Genomic DNA, 19,486 nt, shown 5'->3' with positions numbered 1-19,486 from the left:
TACCACACGAATAGTTGCCAGTCTTGTTCCCCTAACTTCCGCAAAGGAGCGGTACGCCCATGAGCATCACCGTTTACAGCAAGCCCGCATGCGTGCAGTGCGTCGCGACCTACAAGGCGCTGGACAAGCAGGGCATTGCCTACCAGAAAGTCGACATCAGCCTGGATTCCGAGGCGCGCGACTATGTGATGGCGCTGGGCTACCTGCAGGCTCCCGTCGTGGTGGCGGGAAACGACCACTGGTCGGGCTTTCGGCCCGATCGCATCAAGGCGCTGACCGGTGCGGCGATGACCGCCTAGCGCGCCCAGGATCAGTCGAGGACAGGTAAGGACGCTGCGGTGCAATGGACATCACGGGACGCAACCTAGGTTGGATGAGTGGCGACCCGCTGCGCCCGGCTCGGGATATTGCTGCCGCGTCCGCGGCATCGCCACTGGTCTATTTCTCCTCCGTGTCGGAGAACACCCACCGCTTCGTGGAGAAGCTGGGTGTTCCCGCCACACGGATACCGCTGCATGGCCGCATAGAGGTCGACAAACCGTATGTGCTGGTGCTGCCCACGTACGGCGGTGGCCGGGCCACACCGGACCTCAACGCCGGCGGCTATGTCCCTAAACAGGTCATCGCTTTTTTGAACAACGAGCACAACCGGTCATTGATCCGCGGTGTGATTGCCGCGGGCAACAACAACTTTGGCGCCGAATTCGCTTATGCGGGCGACGTGGTCTCGCGCAAGTGCGGCGTTCCCTATCTCTACCGCTTCGAACTGATGGGTACCGAGGACGACGTCGTCGCCGTCCGCGCGGGACTTGCCGACTTCTGGAAGGAACAGACGTGCCACCAACCGCCACAGCTGCAGAGCCTGTAACCGCCGGCGCGCACGCGCTGCCGGGGGAGACGGACTACCACGCGCTGAACGCGATGCTGAATCTGTACGACGCGGACGGCAAGATTCAGTTCGACAAGGATACGCTGGCCGCGCGTCAATTCTTCCTGCAGCACGTCAACCAGAACACGGTCTTCTTCCACAATCAGGACGAGAAGCTCGACTACCTGATCCGTGAAAACTATTACGAGCGTGAGGTTCTCGATCAGTACTCACGCAACTTCGTCAAGACGCTGCTGGATCGCGCCTACGCCAAGAAGTTCCGCTTCCCGACATTTCTGGGCGCCTTCAAGTACTACACCTCCTACACGCTGAAGACTTTCGACGGAAAGCGTTACCTGGAGCGCTTCGAGGATCGCGTGGTCATGGTCGCGCTCACGCTGGCGGCCGGCGACAACGCGTTGGCCGAGAAACTGGTGGACGAGATCATCGACGGCAGGTTCCAGCCGGCCACCCCGACGTTTTTGAACTCTGGCAAGAAGCAACGCGGCGAGCCAGTGAGTTGTTTTCCAGCCGGGACTCCAGTGGATACCCTCGAAGGGCCGAAGGCGATCGAGACTCTGCAGGCGGGTGACCGCGTGCTCTCGCACAACGGGGCCTATTCCGTAGTGGAGGCTGTCGTCGAGAACCCCAACGAACGAGCACTCATCTCGATCTCACACTTCGGGCACGGGGAACCAATCCTGTGCACTCCCGAGCATCCGATCCTGGTGTGGACCACGCGCGATGTGCAGACACTTATCGACGGTGACGGTGCGGACCCCTTCAACGGATTCGTATGGTTGGCTGCCGAAGACATTTGTCCCTCGGACTTCATCGTGACGGCTGCACCATTGGAGGGACGGCCGCGGCGGGTCTATGACCTGATGGAATACGCCGGCGCGGGCGAATACGAAGAGGTCGACGGGCTTATCCGTAAGGTCACCTCCGATCGGAAGCACCGCAACAAGCAGCGCCACCACATGCGCTTCATATCAGTGAATCGCTACGTTGAAGAGTCGTACGATCTCGGCCTTATCCTCGGCTGGTACGTCGCCGAAGGGCATGTCTCCAAGCGATCGGGATCCGCGGGTCGCAATCCCAACGGCATCCACTTCACGATCGGCACACACGAACTCGACTATCAGCAGGAGTTGGCGGCGGCATTCAAGCGAGTGTTCGCGGCGGATCTCGCCATACACCAGAGCGTGTCGGATCAGTCGGTGCGCATGATCTGCAACAGCAAAGTCGTTGCGTCGCTGTTCCTCTCCATGGTCGGCACAGGATATGGCTCAAAGCGGTTGTCTCACGACGTCTTAACGGCCGACGAAGAGTTTCAGCGTGGATTGCTGGCCGGGTTGTTCCGCGGGGACGGGTGCAGCACCACCGGCGGCATGGTGCTGGACCTTGTGAATCCGGAGCTGGTCGATCAGGTGCAGCTTCTGCTGCGCCGAATCGGGATCGTGTCCAGGATCCGCCAGTACGTCAACCAAGCGGGCAACGTGACGGGGCAGCTATTCGTGCCCGGTCTGCCCGGCGCCAACGAAGAGTTCATCTTCGACGTCGGCAAGAACCTGCACAACTACGTCGGCCAGAAGGGATCGTCGCGCACGACTTATCAGGTCGTGCATGGCCGGCAGGTGTACGGAATCCGCGAAGTGAGGCGCACGCAGGACATCCCAACGAAGGTCTACAACCTCCACGTCGAGGACACGCATACGTACACGATTCGTGGCACGGTCGTGCACAACTGCTTTCTCCTTCGCATCGAGGACAACATGGAGTCGATCGGTCGATCGATCAACTCCGCGCTGCAGCTGTCCAAGCGTGGCGGGGGAGTTGCGTTGCTGCTGACTAACATTCGTGAGCACGGCGCGCCGATCAAGAACATCGAGAACCAGTCCTCGGGTGTCATTCCGATCATGAAGCTGCTCGAGGATTCGTTCTCCTACGCCAACCAACTGGGTGCGCGCCAGGGCGCGGGTGCGGTGTACCTCAACGCCCATCACCCCGACATCTATCGGTTCCTGGACACCAAGCGGGAGAACGCCGACGAGAAGATCCGGATCAAGACCCTGAGCCTGGGGGTGGTGATCCCCGACATCACCTTCGAGTTGGCCAAGCGCAACGACGACATGTACCTGTTCTCGCCCTACGACGTTGAACGGGTGTATGGAGTGGCGTTCGCCGACATTTCGGTGACCGAGAAGTACTACGAGATGGTCGACGACGCGCGGATCCGCAAGACCAAGATCAAGGCCCGGGAGTTCTTCCAGACGCTGGCCGAGCTGCAGTTCGAGTCCGGCTACCCGTACATCATGTTCGAGGACACCGTCAATCGGGCTAATCCTATTGAGGGCAAGATCACGCACTCGAATCTGTGCTCGGAGATCCTGCAGGTGTCCACGCCGTCGTTGTTCAACGAGGACTTGTCGTATGCCAAAGTGGGCAAAGACATTTCGTGCAACCTGGGGTCGCTGAACATCGCCAAGACGATGGACTCCCCGGATTTCGCCCAGACGATCGAGGTGGCGATCCGCGCGCTGACCGCGGTCAGCGACCAGACGCATATCAGGTCGGTGCCTTCAATTGAGCAGGGCAACAACGACTCCCACGCGATCGGGCTGGGGCAGATGAACCTGCACGGCTATCTGGCCCGCGAGCGCATCTTCTACGGTTCCGAAGAGGGCATCGATTTCACCAACATCTACTTCTATACGGTGCTCTATCATGCGCTGCGGGCCTCCAACCGCATCGCGATCGAACGCGGCACGCACTTCAAGGGTTTCGAACGGTCCAAGTACGCGTCGGGGGAGTTCTTCGACAAGTACACCGAGCAGGTTTGGGAGCCGAAGACCGATAAGGTGCGTCAGCTTTTCGCCGATGCAGGGATCCGCATACCGACGCAAGAGGATTGGCAGCGGCTCAAGGAATCGGTGCAGGCGCACGGCATCTACAACCAGAACCTGCAGGCGGTGCCGCCGACCGGATCGATCTCCTACATCAACCACTCGACGTCGTCGATTCACCCGATCGTGTCGAAGGTCGAGATCCGCAAGGAAGGCAAGATCGGTCGGGTCTACTACCCGGCGCCCTACATGACCAACGACAACCTGGAGTACTACCAAGACGCCTACGAGATCGGTTACGAGAAGATCATCGACACCTACGCGGCGGCCACTCAGCATGTGGATCAAGGGCTTTCGCTGACGCTGTTCTTCAAGGACACGGCCACTACGCGTGAGGTCAACAGGGCGCAGATCTATGCCTGGCGCAAGGGGATCAAGACCTTGTACTACATCCGGCTGCGCCAGATGGCGCTAGAAGGAACCGAGGTCGAGGGCTGCGTGTCCTGCATGCTGTAGGAGCCCAGACAGAAATAGAGATATAGGAAGAGTTAGCTCGGTTGCAAGAGGCTGGCTTCAAAGGGGATGTACGACCGCTCAATGCCGTGGGTGCGAACGCACATCGGGATCTCTTGTGAGAGTCTCTACCCTAACGGGGATGCCTCCACAGGAATTGCCACCAGAAATGCTGTCTACCGCGCGGGTATCCCGTCAGATCGGTGGGCACCGGGGCCCGGGCGCAAGACTAGCTAGCGGCGTAGGTCGGCGACAGGGCGTGTCTGACCGATTGAAAGTCCCAACCGACCGTCGTCCGGATTGAGGCGCAAACCACCACGCCGAGTGCGAATCCGGCGACGGCTCCACGGCGTGTCGCGCCGTGAGATGCACACTCGGCACGGCATGGGATAACCAGTTCGCCCAGGTCAGCGGCCGCACGCGGTAAGGTGCTTGACGTGGTGAGAATGCCCCGACCCTCTCGACCCCATCCGAGCGTGAAGCCCGGCGTGAAGGTCGACGCGCGCAGCGAGCGTTGGCGCGAACACCGCAAGAAGGTGCGCAACGACATCGTCGATGCGGCTTTTCGCGCGATCGACCGCCTGGGGCCCGAGCTGAGTGTGCGGGAAATCGCCGAAGAGGCCGGCACGGCTAAGCCGAAGATCTACCGGCATTTCGCTGACAAGTCCGATCTGTTTCAGGCCATCGGCGAACGCTTGCGCGACATGTTGTGGGCGGCCATCTTCCCGTCCGTCGACCTCAAGACCGACTCCGCCCGCGAAGTCATCCGGCGCAGTGTCGACGAGTACGTCACCCTGGTCGACATGCATCCCAACGTGCTGAGGGTCTTCATTCAGGGCCGCACCGGGGCCACTCCCCAGGCGACCGTCCGGATCCTCGACGAAGGTCGCGGGATCACCTTGGCCATGGCCGACATGTTCGACAACGAGCTGCGGGAGATGGAACTGGACCACGCGGCCTTCGAACTCGCCGCACACGCGGCCTTCGGATCGGCGGCGTCGGCCACCGAGTGGTGGTTGGGGCCCCAACCCGACAGCCCACGACGCATGTCGCGTGAGCAGTTCGTCGCGCACCTGACGACGATCATGATGGGAGTCATCGTCGGCACGGCCGAGGCGTTGGGTATCGCGATGGACCCTGACCAGCCGATACACAACGTGGTCCCCAGCAATCCCGCTGTGAGCTGAGCCCGGCGACCATGGAGCCGGCGAAGCCGGGTGAGGTGGGGGTACATCCCGCTTGCGGGGGCGAGCTGGGCATTCCAGCTCTAGACCCGGCGCCGTTGACATCACCGCGGCTATCGGTAACACTCACTCATATCCGATACCCTGGGTACTGGGTATTTACTGGGTATATGCCTAGGCGCCTACCTCCTCAGCGGCGCCGACTCATACAGACCTCAATAGGAAAGACCTACCTACCATGACCAATGTCGTGACCCCGGCTACCGAAGCGGTCGACGAGTCCAAGCCGGACCGGCCGCCGATACATACTCGCGCCGTCATCATTGGGACGGGATTCTCCGGTCTGGGCATGGCCATCGCGCTTCAGCAGCAGGGCTTCTCCGGCCAAGACTTCGTGATCCTGGAGAAGGCCGACGACGTCGGCGGCACCTGGCGCGACAACAGCTATCCCGGCTGCGCCTGCGACATCCCGTCGCACCTCTACTCGTTCTCGTTCGAGCCCAAGCCGGACTGGAAGAACCCGTTCTCCTACCAGCCCGAGATCTGGGACTACCTCAAGGGCGTCACCGAGAAGTACGGGCTGCGCCGCTACATCGAGTTCAACTCCCTGGTCGATCGCGCCTACTGGGACGACGACGAATACCGCTGGCATGTGTTCACCGCCGACGGGCGTGAATACGTCGCGCAGTTCCTGGTGTCGGGGGCCGGCGCGTTGCACATTCCGTCCTTCCCCGACATCGAGGGCCGCAACGAATTCGCGGATGCCGGGGGTCGCGCTTTCCATTCCGCGGAGTGGGACCACAGCGTCGACCTCACCGGCAAGCGCGTGGCGATCATCGGTACCGGCGCCAGCGCGATCCAGATCGTGCCCGAGATCGTCGGGAAAGTCGCCGAACTTCAGCTCTACCAACGCACTCCGCCGTGGGTCGTGCCGCGCTCCAACCCCGAGATCCCGCGGCCGCTGCGGGCGGCGATGGAAACCATCCCCGGGCTGCGCGCGCTGGTGCGCCTGGTGATCTACTGGGCGCAGGAGGCGCTGGCGTTCGGCATGACCAAGCGCCCCAATGCGCTGAAATTTATTGAGGCGTACTGCAAGTGGAACATCTGGCGGTCGGTGCGAGACCGTGAGCTGCGCCGCAAACTAACCCCGAAGTACCGCATTGGTTGCAAGCGAATCTTGAACTCCTCCACCTACTACGGTGCGGTTGCCGACCCCAAGACCGAGCTGATCACGGACGGCATCGCCCGAATCACGCGCGACGGCATCGTCACCGCCGACGGCCAGGGCCGGGAGGCCCAAAGAAAAGTAGACGTCATCGTGTACGCCACCGGCTTCCACGTCACCGATTCCTACACCTACGTCCAGGTCAAGGGGCAGCACGGCGAGGACCTGGTGGACCGGTGGAACCGCGAGGGCATCGCTGCGCATCGCGGGATCACCGTCGCCGATGTGCCCAACCTGTTCTTCCTGCTAGGCCCCAACACCGGGCTGGGCCACAACTCCGTGGTGTTCATGATCGAATCGCAGATCCGCTACGTCGTCGACGCGATCGCGAAATGCGACAAGATGGGCGCGCAGGCACTGGCGCCGACCCGGGAGGCCCAGGACCGGTTCAACGATGAGCTGCAACGCAAGCTTGCCGACTCGGTGTGGAACACCGGCGGCTGCAGCAGCTGGTATCTCGACGAGCACGGCAAGAACACCGTGCTGTGGGGCGGTTACACCTGGCAGTACTGGCGGGAAACCCGCTCGGTCAAGCCGGCGGAGTACCAGTTCTTTGGCCTGGGTAAGAGCTCACGCGCCAAGCGTCGGGCGGTGTCGGCCTAGCAGCTCTGCGAAGGCGTTGGCGGCCGCATCAACGCCGGCCTCGTCGTCGGTGGCGACAAGATCCAGCAACAGGCCGCGGATGACAGCCAGCCCGAGCCTCGCCATGGCGAGGTCGACTGGACCGCCGGCGACGGTCTGGACCTCCGCAAGCCAGCCGTTGACGGCGCCGGGAACCATTGCGACGAAAGGCTTTTCGCCCTGGGCGGCGCGGGCGTAACACTCGAAGAAGAGCCGTTCCAGCTGGCGCAGCTCCCGTCGGCGAACGTCGGCCCACATGACGGAGAAGCTCTCGGCCGGACTCGTGGGCAAATGGGGCAGCAGGGTCATCTGGCGACGCTCGACTTCCGCCACGATCGCCACTAGCAGATCCTCTCGAGACCCGCAGTGGTGCAGCAGCATTCGATGACTGGTGCCGACCGCGGCGGCCACGTCGCGTAGCGACCGGTCACCGACGCCGCCCGCCGCGAACTCGTCGACGAGCGCGTCGAGTAGCTGCCGGCGCCGTTCGGTGTCAGGGGTGCGAGCCATTGGCGCGGCTGAGCTGCTCAGACCGGGCCTTGAGGCCTTGGGCCTCGAGTTTGAGGTAGCGCTTGGTCATCGATCCCATGAGCCGCCCGACAAGCGCGCCAAGTACGCCGTTCTGGTCGAGCCGCTGGCGCACCAAGGTGCGACCGCCCGGTTGGGCGATCACATCGTGGCGAGCGCTCGTCGTTGCGCCGGGAGCGCGCTGCACCCACGTCCAGGACGAGCCCGGGTCGATCTCGGTGACCTGCCACACCAGCTTCGACATGCGGGGCTGCTTGATGGCAAACCGTTTGCCGACCGCGAGGCCGGGTCCGTCCACCGCCGCCAGGGACGTCACCGAGGCCGTCCACTCGGGCCAGCGCTCGACGTCGCTGAAGACCTCCCATACCAGTTGCGGTGGCGCATCGATCTCGACACTGTCCTCGGTAATCATGTACCAAATGGTACATGATTGGTTCGGGCATGGATAGACTCCGGTGGCATGGCCGATGTTTGGCTAGACGCACAAGAGCGCCTTGAGTTTTGTGACCTGCTCGACGAACTCGGCCCGTCCGCTCCCACGCTCCTGGAGGGTTGGACCGCTCACGATCTCGCTGCTCACCTCGTGTTGCGAGAACACGATCCGGTTGCCGGCCCGTGCATCGTGCTGCCCGGCCCCTTCCAACGTTTCGCCGAACGGCGTAGAGCCAGATTGGCCCGGAGCGAGGACTTTTCGTGGCTCGTCGGGCGGATCCGGTCCGGTCCGCCCATCGGGTTCTTCCGGATCGGGTGGGTGCGTGCGCTGGCAAATCTCAACGAGTTCTTTGTTCATCACGAGGACGTTCGTAGGGCCAACGGACGCGAACCCCGCAACCTGACACCAGCAATGGACGGCGCCTTGTGGCGAAACGTTCGTCGCGGCTGTCGCTTCCTGAGTAGGCGGCTGGACGGTTGTGGGCTCGAGATTGAGTGGACCGGAACAGGTGAGCGGGTCACGGCTAAACCGAGCGATCCGACGGCTCGACTCAGCGGCCTTCCGGGCGAACTCCTGCTATACCTCTTCGGACGCCAGTCGGCAGCGCAGGTCGACGTGAGCGGACCACCGGAGGCCGTCGCGGCGGTGCATAGGACGCACTTCGGTATGTAAGGTCGCGACACGCTAAACACAACTTCTTGTGTTGCGTCGGCGTGTCGGCCCCCAGGAGTAGTGTTTGAGGCCTAATACGGCAACTTATCGTCCTGGTGAAGTGGGGCCCTGGTGACTGGAAACGCAAAGCTGATCGATCGAGTCTCGGCGATCAACTGGAACCGGCTGCAAGACGAGAAAGATGCTGAAGTCTGGGACCGGCTGACGGGCAATTTCTGGCTGCCCGAGAAGGTGCCGGTGTCCAACGACATCCCCTCGTGGGGCACGCTGACCGCCGGCGAGAAGCAGCTGACGATGCGGGTCTTCACCGGCCTGACCATGCTGGACACCATCCAGGGCACCGTTGGCGCGGTAAGCCTGATCCCTGATGCGCTGACCCCGCATGAGGAGGCGGTGTACACAAACATCGCGTTCATGGAGTCGGTGCACGCGAAGAGCTACAGCCAGATCTTTTCCCCCCTGTGCTCGACCGCCGAGATCGACGACGCGTTCCGCTGGTCGGAGGAGAACCCCAACCTGCAGCGCAAGGCCGAGATCGTGCTCGAGTACTACCGGGGCGACGAACCGCTCAAGCGCAAGGTGGCCTCCACGCTGCTGGAAAGCTTCCTGTTCTACTCGGGCTTCTACCTGCCGATGTACTGGTCGAGCCGGGCCAAGCTGACCAACACCGCCGACATGATCCGGCTGATCATCCGCGACGAGGCCGTTCACGGTTACTACATCGGCTACAAGTTCCAGCGCGGCCTGGCGCTGGTCGACGAGGTCAAGCGCGCCGAGCTCAAGGACTACACCTACGAGCTGCTTTTCGAGCTGTACGACAACGAGGTTGAGTACACCCAGGACCTCTACGACGAGGTCGGGCTGACCGAGGACGTCAAGAAGTTCTTGCGCTACAACGCAAACAAGGCGTTGATGAATCTCGGCTACGAGGCGCTGTTCCCCCGGGACGAGACCGACGTGAACCCGGCGATCCTTTCGGCGCTGTCACCCAACGCCGACGAGAACCACGACTTCTTCTCCGGCTCCGGCTCGTCGTACGTCATCGGCAAGGCCGTCGTCACCGAGGACGAGGACTGGGACTTCTAGAAACGCGTGCACATGTTCGGGCCATGAACGGCTCATGAATTGTCCGTTTTGCGTGCTCCCGCGGTGGCGTAGGTGACGCGACTGCAATGACACTGGTGGCGTGGCGAAACTGGCGAAACCGACGTTCTCTCCGACCGCTTTTCTCCGTGCAGTGGTGCGCTGGCTGCAGATCGGTTACCCCGAAGGCGTTCCGGGGCCCGACCGAGTCGCGCTGCTGGCCCTGCTGCGCAGCACCCCGTTAACGGAGGACCAAATCAGGGAGGTCGTTCACAACATCACCGCGAACGGTTCACCGGCCACCGCCGATGGTGTGATCGACCGCGATGAGATTGCCGAATTCATCTCGGAGGTAACGCATTACAACGCCGGACCGGAGAACATCACCCGAGTGGCCAGCACCCTGGCGGCTGCCGGCTGGCCGCTGGCCGGTGTTGATGTCAGTGAGGTTGAGCCCGGCGATGAGCATGGGGAAGCGGCCGAGGCCGCTGCCTCACAAGCTTGAGGTGTCGATCACGAAGCGGTAGCGCACGTCGCTGGCAAGCACGCGCTCGTAGGCTTCGTTGATGTAATCCGCTGTGATGACTTCGATTTCGGGCATCACGCCGTGTTCGGCGCAGAAATTCAGCATCTCCTGCGTCTCGGCGATCCCACCGATGTTGGAGCCGGATAGGCTGCGGCGCATCAACGCCAGCGCGAACGCCGGAACCGGCATGGGATGCTCGGGAATGCCCAGTTCGACCAGTGTGCCGTCGACATCAAGCAGGTTCAGGTACTGGCCGAGATCGAGGTTCGCTGAGACCGTGTTCAGGATCAGGTCGAAGCTGCCGCGCAACTTGCGGAAGGTCTCGGGGTCGGCGGTCGCATAGTACTTGCTGGCCCCCAGGCGCAGGCCGTCTTCCATCTTCTTCAGCGACTGCGACAGCACCGTCACGTCGGCGCCCAGCGCCGCGCCGAGCTTGACGCCCATGTGCCCGAGTCCGCCCAAGCCAATGATCGCCACGCGGGTGTCCTGCCCGGCGTTCCAGTGGCGCAGTGGCGAATACAACGTGATGCCCGCACACAGCAGCGGCGCCGCGGCGTCCAGCGGCAGCGAGTCTGGTATGCGCAGTACGTAGTTCTCGTCGACGACAATCGCTTCGCTGTAGCCACCCTGGGTCGGCTGGCCGTCTTTGCCAATCGAGTTGTAGGTGAAGTTCGCGCCCGGTTTGCAGTACTGCTCGATCCCACGAAGACAGCTGCTGCATTCACGGCAGGAGTCCACGAAGCAGCCCACGCCGACATGATCGCCCACCTTGTACTTGCTCACCTCGGAACCCACGGCGCTCACCACGCCGGCGATCTCATGGCCGGGCACCACTGGGTAAATCGGTTGGCCCCACTCGGCTTTCACGGTATGGATGTCGGAGTGGCAGATTCCGGCGAACTTGATGTCGATCGCGACATCGGGCGGTCCTGGGTCGCGGCGGGTGATCGTGATCCTGGTTAACGGCTCGGTTGCTGAGGTGGCGGCGTATGCGGAAACCGTACTCATGGCAAAAAGCCTAGCTCGCCGTCGGAATCAGTTGATGGGGGCGTTGATCCAGCGCAGGTCGTCGACGATGCCACGCGCGGCGACCAGGCCCTCACCGGTCTGCCAGATCTCGTCGTTTACCACGAAGACCCTGTTATCGCGGTTGGCCGACAACTTGCGCCAGGGGTCGCTATCGAGGACGGCTGCCGCGCGCTCGGCGGCTGCGGCGGACGCGCAGGACACGTAGACAATGTCGGCGTCGGCTGCCGAGAAATCGGGTGTGTTCGCGAGATCGGCGTCCGTGGTGCCGAATTCGATGTAGGGCTTGTCGGTGAATCGCTGCGACGCGGGCCGGTCCACCCCGACCGCCGAGACCACGCTGGCTGGAAAGTTGTTGGCGCCGTAGACACGCAGGGTGTTCGTGGTCAGTTGCACAATCGATGCCTGGAAGTGGGCCGCGTCATGCTTGGCTCCGACGTCGCTGGCCCGTTGAGCGAATCCCTTGAGCAATGCCTCCACAGCGCCGCCACGGGCTGTTGCGGCCCCGACACCACGCAGGTTGTCCTCCCACGCCGCACCCGGCGCCGCCGTGAACACCGTGGGGGCGATCGCCGCCAGCTGCGGGTACAGCTTCGGCGTAAACGCCACCGAGCCCAGGATCAGGTCCGGGTGAGCCGCCGCGATGGCCTTCAGGTCGGGATTGCTGCGGATGCCGACGCCGGGCACGTCGTGCAGGCTTTTGCCCAGGTAGGAGGGTTGGGTCGAGGCGCCGTCCGGCATCGCGGCGGCCACAACCCGAGATTGCAGGCCAAGCGCGCACAACGCGTCGAGCTGATCACTGGAGAGCACCACGATGCGCTGCGGGTCGGCCGGCACTTGGGCGACATCCGGGTTGACTCCCGCCGCGTTATGCGCCGTCCTGGTGGGCGGTCCGGGATCGGCGGCGGCCGCGTCGCGCGCACACGACTGATCCGGCTTGCGGTCGTTTCCCAGCACGCCTGCGCCCGCGATCTGGGTGGTGGGGGTGATCACCGACAGCGACGCCTTGCTGGGCGCGTGATCGGAGCCGCAACCGCTGCACATCGCGATTGCCGCTACTAGCGAGGCGGCCGTAACGATGGGTCGCATCGCGCCGAATTGCACGCGTCCGACGGTAGCATCCGGCCAGTTCACGCCCGGCGACACGGGATGACGCCCGTCGCTGCGCATCGAGTATGTTCAGGCGGCTTTGAGGGTGTATGTGGGGTGGCAAATTTCGCGATTGGCCCGCCCTGGCCGCACAGTCAACGCCCAGTGCGCACAGTCGACGCCATCAGGGCGTCAAGCCAATTACGACAGTTTGTAGGACCAGGCCTGCCGCCAACCTGATCGCGGGCTAAGATCCTCATCATTAATGGGTAGTGCCGCCCGGTCCGGGATGGATGTTTGGAGGAGCTGTTGACAGCCGAAGCGCCCCCGTTGGGACAACTCGAGGCCGTTCGTCCGTACCCGGCCCGCACTGGTCCCAAAGGCAACCTCGTCTACAAGCTGATCACGACCACCGATCACAAGTTGATCGGCATCATGTACTGCGTCGCCTGCTTCATCTTCTTCTTCATCGGCGGGCTGCTGGCGTTACTGATGCGTACCGAGTTGGCCTCGCCTGGCTTGCAGTTCTTGTCCAATGAGCAGTTCAACCAGCTGTTCACCATGCATGGCACGATCATGCTGCTGTTCTATGCCACTCCGATCGTGTTCGGCTTCGCCAACCTGGTGCTGCCGCTGCAGATCGGCGCGCCCGACGTGGCCTTCCCGCGACTGAACGCCTTCTCGTTCTGGTTGTTCGTGTTCGGCGCCACGATGGGGATGGCGGGTTTCATAACCCCGGGCGGGGCCGCCGACTTCGGCTGGACCGCCTACACGCCGTTGACCGACGCCATCCATTCCCCGGGTGCGGGCGGCGACCTGTGGATCATGGGCTTGATCGTCGCGGGTTTGGGCACCATCCTCGGCGCGGTCAACATGATCACCACTGTGGTCTGCATGCGCGCACCCGGGATGACAATGTTCCGGATGCCGATCTTCACCTGGAACATCCTGGTGACGTCCATTCTGGTGCTGATCGCGTTCCCGCTGCTGACCGCGGCGCTGTTCGGATTGGCCGCCGACCGCCACCTCGGTGCCCACATCTACGACTCCGCCAACGGCGGAGTGCTGTTGTGGCAGCACCTGTTCTGGTTTTTCGGACACCCCGAGGTCTACATCATCGCCCTGCCGTTCTTCGGGATCGTCTCGGAGATTTTCCCGGTGTTCTCCCGCAAGCCGATCTTCGGCTACACCACGCTGGTCTACGCGACGCTGTCGATCGCCGCGTTGTCGGTAGCGGTGTGGGCGCACCACATGTTCGCCACGGGTGCCGTGCTGCTGCCGTTCTTCTCGTTCATGACGTATTTGATCGCGGTGCCGACCGGGATCAAGTTCTTCAACTGGGTCGGCACTATGTGGAAGGGCCAGTTGACTTTTGAGACGCCGATGCTGTTTTCGGTCGGCTTCGCGGTCACCTTCCTGTTGGGCGGTCTGACCGGTGTCCTGCTGGCCAGCCCGCCGCTGGACTTCCACGTCACCGACAGTTACTTCGTCGTCGCCCATTTCCACTACGTGCTGTTCGGCACCATCGTGTTCTCGACCTTCGCCGGCATTTACTTCTGGTTCCCGAAGATGACCGGCCGGCTGCTCGACGAGCGGCTGGGCAAGCTGCACTTCTGGTTGACGTTCATCGGTTTTCACACCACGTTCTTGGTGCAGCACTGGTTGGGCGACGAAGGCATGCCGCGCCGTTATGCCGACTACTTGCCGACCGACGGCTTCCAGGCGCTGAACGTCGTATCCACGATCGGGGCATTCATCCTGGGCGCGTCGATGTTCCCATTCGTATGGAACGTCTTCAAGAGTTGGCGCTACGGCGAGGTGGTCACCGTCGACGACCCCTGGGGCTACGGCAACTCGCTCGAGTGGGCGACCAGCTGCCCGCCGCCGCGGCACAACTTCACCGAGCTGCCGCGCATCCGCTCGGAGCGTCCGGCGTTCGAGTTGCACTACCCGCACATGGTCGAACGGCTTCGCGCCGAAGCACATGTCGGGCGAGCCCACCCCCCGAAGGACGACGACGTCACCAGAGCAGACGACGTCAGCGTCCGCACCTGATGGCCTTAGTAGGCGGTAGTCCCGGGTGAGCACGTCACCCAAGGTCTCGGTGCTCATCACGGTCACCGGAGTAGACCAGCCAGGTGTCACGTCGGCGCTGTTTGAGGTGCTGTCACGGCACGGAGTCGAGCTTCTCAACGTCGAGCAGGTGGTAATCCGGGGCCGGCTCACGCTCGGTGTGCTGGTGTCCTGCGCGCTGGAGGTCGCCGACGGCACCGCACTGCGCGGCGACGTGGAGGCCGCAATCCACGGTAAGGGGCTCGACGTCACGATCGAGCGGAGCAACGACCTGCCGATCATCCGGGAACCGTCGACGCACACCATTTTCGTGCTGGGCCGGCCGATTACCGCCCGCGCCTTCGGCGCGGTGGCCAGGGAAGTTGCCGAGCTGGGCGTAAACATCGACTTCATCCGCGGGATCTCCGATTATCCGGTCACCGGCCTGGAATTACGGGTCTCGGTGCCACCCGGAGTCGACGGGTTATTACAGACCGCCCTGACCAAGGTGGCCGTCGACGAGCATGTCGACGTGGCAGTCGAGGACTACAGCTTGGCCTGGCGCACCAAGCGGCTCATCGTGTTCGACGTCGATTCCACCCTGGTCCAGGGCGAGGTCATCGAGATGCTCGCCGCCCGGGCGGGTGCCCAGGGAGCCGTCGCGGCGATCACCGAGGCCGCGATGCGTGGTGAGCTGGATTTCGCGGAGTCACTGGAGCGCCGTGTTGCCACCCTGGCGGGGCTGCCCGCCACGGTAATCGACGACGTCGCCGCCCAGCTCGAACTGATGCCCGGTGCTCGGACCACGATACGCACGTTGCGGCGCTTGGGTTTTCGCTGCGGTGTGGTCTCCGGCGGCTTCCGGCGGATCATCGAACCGCTCGCGCGGGAGCTGATGCTGGACTTCGTCGCTGCCAACGAACTGGAGATCGTTGATGGCATATTGACCGGCCGGGTCGTCGGAACGATCGTCGATCGGCCCGGCAAAGCCAAGGCCCTACGCGCTTTCGCCGACCAGTACGGGGTGCCGCTGGAGCAGACCGTCGCCGTCGGCGACGGCGCCAATGACATCGACATGCTGACCGCCGCCGGCCTGGGAATCGCGTTCAACGCCAAGCCGGCGTTGCGTGAGGTGGCCGACGCGTCGTTGAGTCATCCGTACCTGGACACGGTGCTGTTCCTGTTGGGCGTCACACGCGGGGAGATCGAGGCCGCGGACGCGGCCGACGGCGTGCTGCGCCGCGTCGAAATCCCGGCCGACTAGTTGGCTGAGTAGGTTGCGCGAGCAGACGCAAAAGCCCCCAATTTTGACCCAAAATGGGGGCTTTTGCGTCTGCTCGCGGGGCATACGGCACGATGGTCGGGTGCCCGAAACCGGCCCCCCCGAAGCCGAACCCGACCTGCTGATCGACTTCAAAAACGTGTCGCTGCGCCGCAACGGGCGGGTTCTGGTAGGCCCGCTGGATTGGGCCGTCGAACTCGACGAACGGTGGGTCGTCATCGGCCCCAACGGTGCCGGCAAGACCACGCTGCTGCGTATCGCCGCGGCAACCGAGCACCCGTCGACGGGCGTCGCCTTCGTGCTCGGCGAACGGCTGGGCCGAGTCGATGTCTCGGAGCTGCGGGCGCGCATCGGGCTGAGTTCCTCGGCCCTGGCGCAACGAGTGCCCAGCGATGAGGTGGTCCGCGACCTCGTCGTATCGGCCGGCTACGCGGTGCTGGGCCGATGGCGGGAGCGCTACGAGGACGTCGACTACCGCCGGGCGATCGACATGCTGGAAAGCCTTGGCGCCGAGCACCTGGCCGATCGCACCTACGGGACGTTGTCCGAAGGTGAGCGCAAACGGGTGCTGATCGCCCGTGCCTTGATGACCGATCCGGAGCTGCTGCTGCTCGACGAACCCGCCGCGGGACTGGATCTGGGCGGACGAGAGGAATTGGTGGCGCGGCTGGGCGATCTTGCGGCCGACCCCGACGCGCCCGCGCTGGTGCTGGTCACCCACCACGTCGAGGAGGTTCCGCCGGGCTTTAGCCACTGCATGCTGCTGTCGGAGGCGCGGGTGGTTGCGGCGGGTCTGTTGCCCGATGTGCTGACCGCCGAAAATCTGTCCACCGCGTTCGGCCAGTCGATCGCGCTGGATGTCGTCGACGGGCGATATTTCGCCCGGCGGGTTCGCACCCGCGCAGCCCATCGGAGGCAGATATGAGTACACCCCGCGAGCCCCTGGCGCCCCGGCCGGCCGCGACCGTCATGCTGGTCCGCGACGCCGAGGCCGGCTCGGGGGCCGGGCTTTCCGTGTTCCTGATGCGCCGGCACTCGGCCATGGACTTCGCCGCCGGCGTAATGGTCTTTCCCGGTGGCGGTGTCGACGACCGCGACCGCAACGCCGACTTGGGGCGGCTGGGGGCCTGGGCCGGCCCGTCGCCGTTGTGGTGGGCGCAGCGTTTCGGCATCGAACCCGACCTGGCTGAGGCGTTGGTCTGCGCCGCGGCCCGCGAGACCTTCGAGGAGTCGGGGGTGCTGTTTGCCGGCCCGGCCGACCAGGCCCATTCGGCATCGAACAGTATTGTCCGCGACGCCTCGGTATACGGCGACGCCCGCGCCGCGCTCGCGGACCGTTCACTGTCCTTCGCGGACTTCTTGCGACGCGAACGTCTGGTGCTGCGATCCGATCTGCTACGGCCGTGGGCCAACTGGGTCACCCCGGAAGCCGAGCTGACCCGCCGCTACGACACCTACTTCTTTGTGGGAGCACTACCGGAAGGTCAGCGGGCCGACGGCGAGAACACCGAGTCCGACCGTGCCGATTGGATATTGCCGCAGCACGCCATCGACGATTTCGCGGCCGGCCGCAATTTCCTGCTGCCGCCGACCTGGACGCAGCTGGACGCGCTGGCCGGCCACACTGTCGCCGAGGTGCTCGCCGTGGAACGCCAAATCGTTCCGGTGCAGCCACACCTGGCGCAAAAGGGCGAAAACTGGGAAATCGAGTTCTTCGACTCCGACCGCTACAACCAGGCTCGGATATCGGGCGGGTCCACCGGTTGGCCGCTATGACGGCTTCGGTGAGTGAGTTTGTCAGCGTCGTGGTCAGCGACGGCACGCAGGATGCCGGCCTGGCGATGTTGCTGTTGTCGCGGCCGCCCACGAACGTGATGACCCGTCAGGTCTACCGCGAAATCGTCGTCGCGGCTGACGAACTGGGGCGCCGCGACGACGTCGCCGCAGTGATCTTGTTCGGTGGTCGCGAGATCTTTTCCGCCGGCGACGATATGCCCGAACTGCGGACGCTGAATGCAGCGGAGGCAGAGATCGCGGCCCGGGTACGGCAGGAAGCCGTCGACGCCGTCGCGGCGATTCCGAAACCGACCGTGGCCGCCATCACCGGATACGCGCTGGGCGCCGGCCTCACCCTGGCGTTGGCAGCCGACTGGCGGATCAGCGGCGACAACGTGAAATTCGGCGCGACTGAGATCCTGGCGGGCCTCATCCCCGGTGGTGGGGGAATGGCCCGGCTGACGCGCGCGGCGGGCGCGAGCAAGGCCAAGGAACTGGTGTTCAGCGGACGCTTTTTCGATGCCGAGGAGGCCATTGCGCTGGGTCTGATCGACGAGATGGTGGCCCCCGACGACGTATACGACGCCGCAGCGGAGTGGGCGCGGCGTTTCCTGGACGGCCCGTCGTACGCGCTGGCCGCCGCCAAGGCCGGCATCGACGATGTCTTTCAATTGGAACCGGCAGAGCGGCTCGCCACCGAGCGTCGCCGGTATGTCGAGGTGTTCCGAGCTGGCGACAGGGGAGATGCGGACGCCGGTTAGGCTGCCCTGCATGACGAGGAGTACGGAAATCCGCGCTGACGCGGCTCCCAACCCGCATGCCACCGCGGAGCAGGTGGAAGCCGCGCGACACGACAGCAAACTCGCCCAGGTGCTCTACCACGACTGGGAAGCCGAAAGCTACGACGAGAAGTGGTCAATCTCGTACGACCAGCGCTGCGTCGACTACGCCCGCGGCCGTTTTGACGCCATAGTGCCCGACGAGGTCATCCGGGAACTGCCTTATGACCGCGCCCTGGAACTCGGCTGCGGCACCGGTTTCTTCCTGCTCAACCTGATCCAGGCCGGGGTGGCGCGTCGTGGCTCGGTCACTGACCTCTCGCCCGGCATGGTCAAGGTCGCTACCCGAAACGGGCAGTCGCTGGGGCTGGACATCGACGGCCGAGTGGCCGACGCCGAAGGCATCCCATATGACGACAACACCTTCGACCTGGTGGTCGGGCATGCCGTGCTGCATCACATTCCCGACGTGGAGCTATCGCTGCGTGAGGTGATCCGGGTACTGAAGCCGGGCGGCCGGTTCGTGTTTGCAGGCGAACCGACCACCGTCGGCGACGGATATGCCCGCACGTTGTCCACGCTGACCTGGCGGGTCGTCACCAACGCCACCAAATTGCCCGGTCTGGGCGGCTGGCGGCGCCCGCAGGCCGAGCTCGACGAGTCCTCGCGCGCCGCGGCGCTGGAGGCACTCGTCGACCTGCATACATTCACACCTGAGGATCTTGAGCGGATGGCGACCAACGCGGGCGCGGCGCAGGTCGAGACCGTCACCGAGGAGTTCACCGCCGCCATGTTCGGCTGGCCAATGCGCACGTTTGAATGTGCGGTGCCGCCCGAACGACTGGGCTGGGGCTGGGCGCGGTTCGCGTTCACCGGCTGGAAGGCGCTGAGCTGGGTGGACGCCAACGTGTGGCGACACCTCACGCCGAAGGGCTGGTTCTACAACGTGATGGTCACCGGGGTTAAGCCCTCCTGAGCGGTGG

The 19,486-nt window shown here is 64.0% G+C and carries 17 protein-coding genes and 3 pseudogenes; 16 read left to right on the top strand and 4 right to left on the bottom strand.

Translation table 11 applies throughout. The features are described 5' to 3' along the window. The first annotated feature begins 59 nt into the window (after nt 1-59). From MSIMFI_RS20860 to MSIMFI_RS20840, 7 genes and pseudogenes are all read left to right on the top strand, one after another. Nucleotides 60-299: a redoxin NrdH gene (locus tag MSIMFI_RS20860; RefSeq protein ID WP_191498941.1), complete on the top strand. Its 240-nt coding sequence runs from the start codon at nt 60-62 to the stop codon at nt 297-299. 74 nt (nt 300-373) lie between these two features. Beyond that, nucleotides 374-868, top strand: coding sequence for a class Ib ribonucleoside-diphosphate reductase assembly flavoprotein NrdI (gene nrdI, locus MSIMFI_RS20855; RefSeq protein WP_191498940.1), 495 nt, complete (start codon nt 374-376; stop codon nt 866-868). Further along, nucleotides 835-1,395 (top strand): annotated as a pseudogene (locus MSIMFI_RS29370) (ribonucleotide reductase N-terminal alpha domain-containing protein); the annotation flags it as partial. The gene nrdI and the pseudogene MSIMFI_RS29370, both read left to right, overlap by 34 nt. A gap of 357 nt (nt 1,396-1,752) precedes the next feature. Beyond that, a pseudogene (locus tag MSIMFI_RS29365) lies at nt 1,753-2,589 on the top strand (LAGLIDADG family homing endonuclease); the annotation flags it as partial. Nucleotides 2,590-2,613: 24 nt separating this feature from the next. After that, nucleotides 2,614-4,230: pseudogene (gene nrdE, locus MSIMFI_RS29360) on the top strand (class 1b ribonucleoside-diphosphate reductase subunit alpha); the annotation flags it as partial. Nucleotides 4,231-4,673: 443 nt separating this feature from the next. Then, entirely contained in the window at nt 4,674-5,414 is a 741-nt protein-coding gene (locus MSIMFI_RS20845; protein WP_390632473.1) for a TetR/AcrR family transcriptional regulator, read from the top strand. Nucleotides 5,415-5,649: 235 nt separating this feature from the next. Continuing rightward, nucleotides 5,650-7,239 carry a flavin-containing monooxygenase gene (locus MSIMFI_RS20840; protein ID WP_191498938.1) on the top strand — a complete coding sequence of 530 codons (1,590 nt, stop codon included), beginning with the start codon at nt 5,650-5,652 and terminating at the stop codon, nt 7,237-7,239. Here the strand turns inward: MSIMFI_RS20840 and MSIMFI_RS20835 are convergent. Both MSIMFI_RS20835 and MSIMFI_RS20830 read right to left on the bottom strand, forming a co-directional pair. Beyond that, complete coding sequence (locus tag MSIMFI_RS20835) at nt 7,207-7,767, bottom strand: helix-turn-helix domain-containing protein (RefSeq protein ID WP_191498937.1); 561 nt, start codon at nt 7,765-7,767, stop codon at nt 7,207-7,209. The two genes, MSIMFI_RS20840 and MSIMFI_RS20835, sit on opposite strands and share 33 nt — an antisense overlap. Next, nucleotides 7,751-8,197, bottom strand: coding sequence for an SRPBCC family protein (locus MSIMFI_RS20830; protein ID WP_186242182.1), 447 nt, complete (start codon nt 8,195-8,197; stop codon nt 7,751-7,753). The genes MSIMFI_RS20835 and MSIMFI_RS20830 overlap by 17 nt, the downstream gene beginning before the upstream one ends. Before the next feature lie 48 nt (nt 8,198-8,245). Here MSIMFI_RS20830 and MSIMFI_RS20825 point away from each other — a divergent pair, with 48 nt between their 5' ends. The 3 genes from MSIMFI_RS20825 to MSIMFI_RS20815 all read left to right on the top strand — a co-directional run bounded on the left by MSIMFI_RS20825 (nt 8,246) and on the right by MSIMFI_RS20815 (nt 10,478). Further along, nucleotides 8,246-8,890, top strand: a complete 645-nt coding sequence (locus tag MSIMFI_RS20825; protein ID WP_191498936.1) for a TIGR03085 family metal-binding protein — start codon at nt 8,246-8,248, stop codon at nt 8,888-8,890. Between the two features lie 111 nt (nt 8,891-9,001). Beyond that, complete coding sequence (gene nrdF, locus MSIMFI_RS20820; RefSeq protein ID WP_191498935.1) at nt 9,002-9,976, top strand: class 1b ribonucleoside-diphosphate reductase subunit beta; 975 nt, start codon at nt 9,002-9,004, stop codon at nt 9,974-9,976. Nucleotides 9,977-10,085: 109 nt separating this feature from the next. Continuing rightward, nucleotides 10,086-10,478, top strand: coding sequence for a DUF3349 domain-containing protein (locus MSIMFI_RS20815; RefSeq protein WP_191499109.1), 393 nt, complete (start codon nt 10,086-10,088; stop codon nt 10,476-10,478). Here the strand turns inward: MSIMFI_RS20815 and MSIMFI_RS20810 are convergent. Further along, nucleotides 10,467-11,507 carry an NAD(P)-dependent alcohol dehydrogenase gene (locus MSIMFI_RS20810; RefSeq protein ID WP_191498934.1) on the bottom strand — a complete coding sequence of 347 codons (1,041 nt, stop codon included), beginning with the start codon at nt 11,505-11,507 and terminating at the stop codon, nt 10,467-10,469. The two genes, MSIMFI_RS20815 and MSIMFI_RS20810, sit on opposite strands and share 12 nt — an antisense overlap. 27 nt (nt 11,508-11,534) lie before the next feature. Next, the gene (locus MSIMFI_RS20805; protein WP_191499108.1) at nt 11,535-12,614 is read right to left on the bottom strand and encodes an iron-siderophore ABC transporter substrate-binding protein; all 1,080 of its coding nucleotides are present in this window, start codon (nt 12,612-12,614) and stop codon (nt 11,535-11,537) included. 309 nt (nt 12,615-12,923) lie between these two features. Here MSIMFI_RS20805 and ctaD point away from each other — a divergent pair, with 309 nt between their 5' ends. The 6 genes from ctaD to MSIMFI_RS20775 all read left to right on the top strand — a co-directional run bounded on the left by ctaD (nt 12,924) and on the right by MSIMFI_RS20775 (nt 19,479). After that, on the top strand, nt 12,924-14,669 hold the full coding sequence (gene ctaD, locus MSIMFI_RS20800) for an aa3-type cytochrome oxidase subunit I (RefSeq protein ID WP_191498933.1): 1,746 nt from the start codon (nt 12,924-12,926) through the stop codon (nt 14,667-14,669). A gap of 25 nt (nt 14,670-14,694) precedes the next feature. After that, nucleotides 14,695-15,930: a phosphoserine phosphatase SerB gene (serB, locus tag MSIMFI_RS20795; RefSeq protein ID WP_186242186.1), complete on the top strand. Its 1,236-nt coding sequence runs from the start codon at nt 14,695-14,697 to the stop codon at nt 15,928-15,930. An 82-nt stretch (nt 15,931-16,012) separates the two neighbouring features. Further along, complete coding sequence (locus tag MSIMFI_RS20790; RefSeq protein WP_191499107.1) at nt 16,013-16,873, top strand: ABC transporter ATP-binding protein; 861 nt, start codon at nt 16,013-16,015, stop codon at nt 16,871-16,873. Further along, a complete protein-coding gene (locus MSIMFI_RS20785) occupies nt 16,870-17,724 on the top strand; it encodes an NUDIX hydrolase (RefSeq protein ID WP_186242187.1) in 855 nt (284 codons plus the stop codon). The genes MSIMFI_RS20790 and MSIMFI_RS20785 overlap by 4 nt, the downstream gene beginning before the upstream one ends. Before the next feature lie 8 nt (nt 17,725-17,732). Next, nucleotides 17,733-18,485, top strand: coding sequence for an enoyl-CoA hydratase (locus MSIMFI_RS20780; protein WP_191498932.1), 753 nt, complete (start codon nt 17,733-17,735; stop codon nt 18,483-18,485). 10 nt (nt 18,486-18,495) lie between these two features. Beyond that, nucleotides 18,496-19,479, top strand: a complete 984-nt coding sequence (locus MSIMFI_RS20775) for a class I SAM-dependent methyltransferase (protein WP_191498931.1) — start codon at nt 18,496-18,498, stop codon at nt 19,477-19,479. Nucleotides 19,480-19,486: the final 7 nt, after the last annotated feature.

It is taken from the genome of Mycobacterium simulans, from assembly GCF_900232995.1.
In the GTDB taxonomy this organism is placed as follows: Bacteria; Actinomycetota; Actinomycetes; order Mycobacteriales; family Mycobacteriaceae; genus Mycobacterium; species Mycobacterium simulans.
Note: the sequence above shows the minus strand (reverse complement) of the source record. Positions and strands in the feature narration are given on the sequence as shown.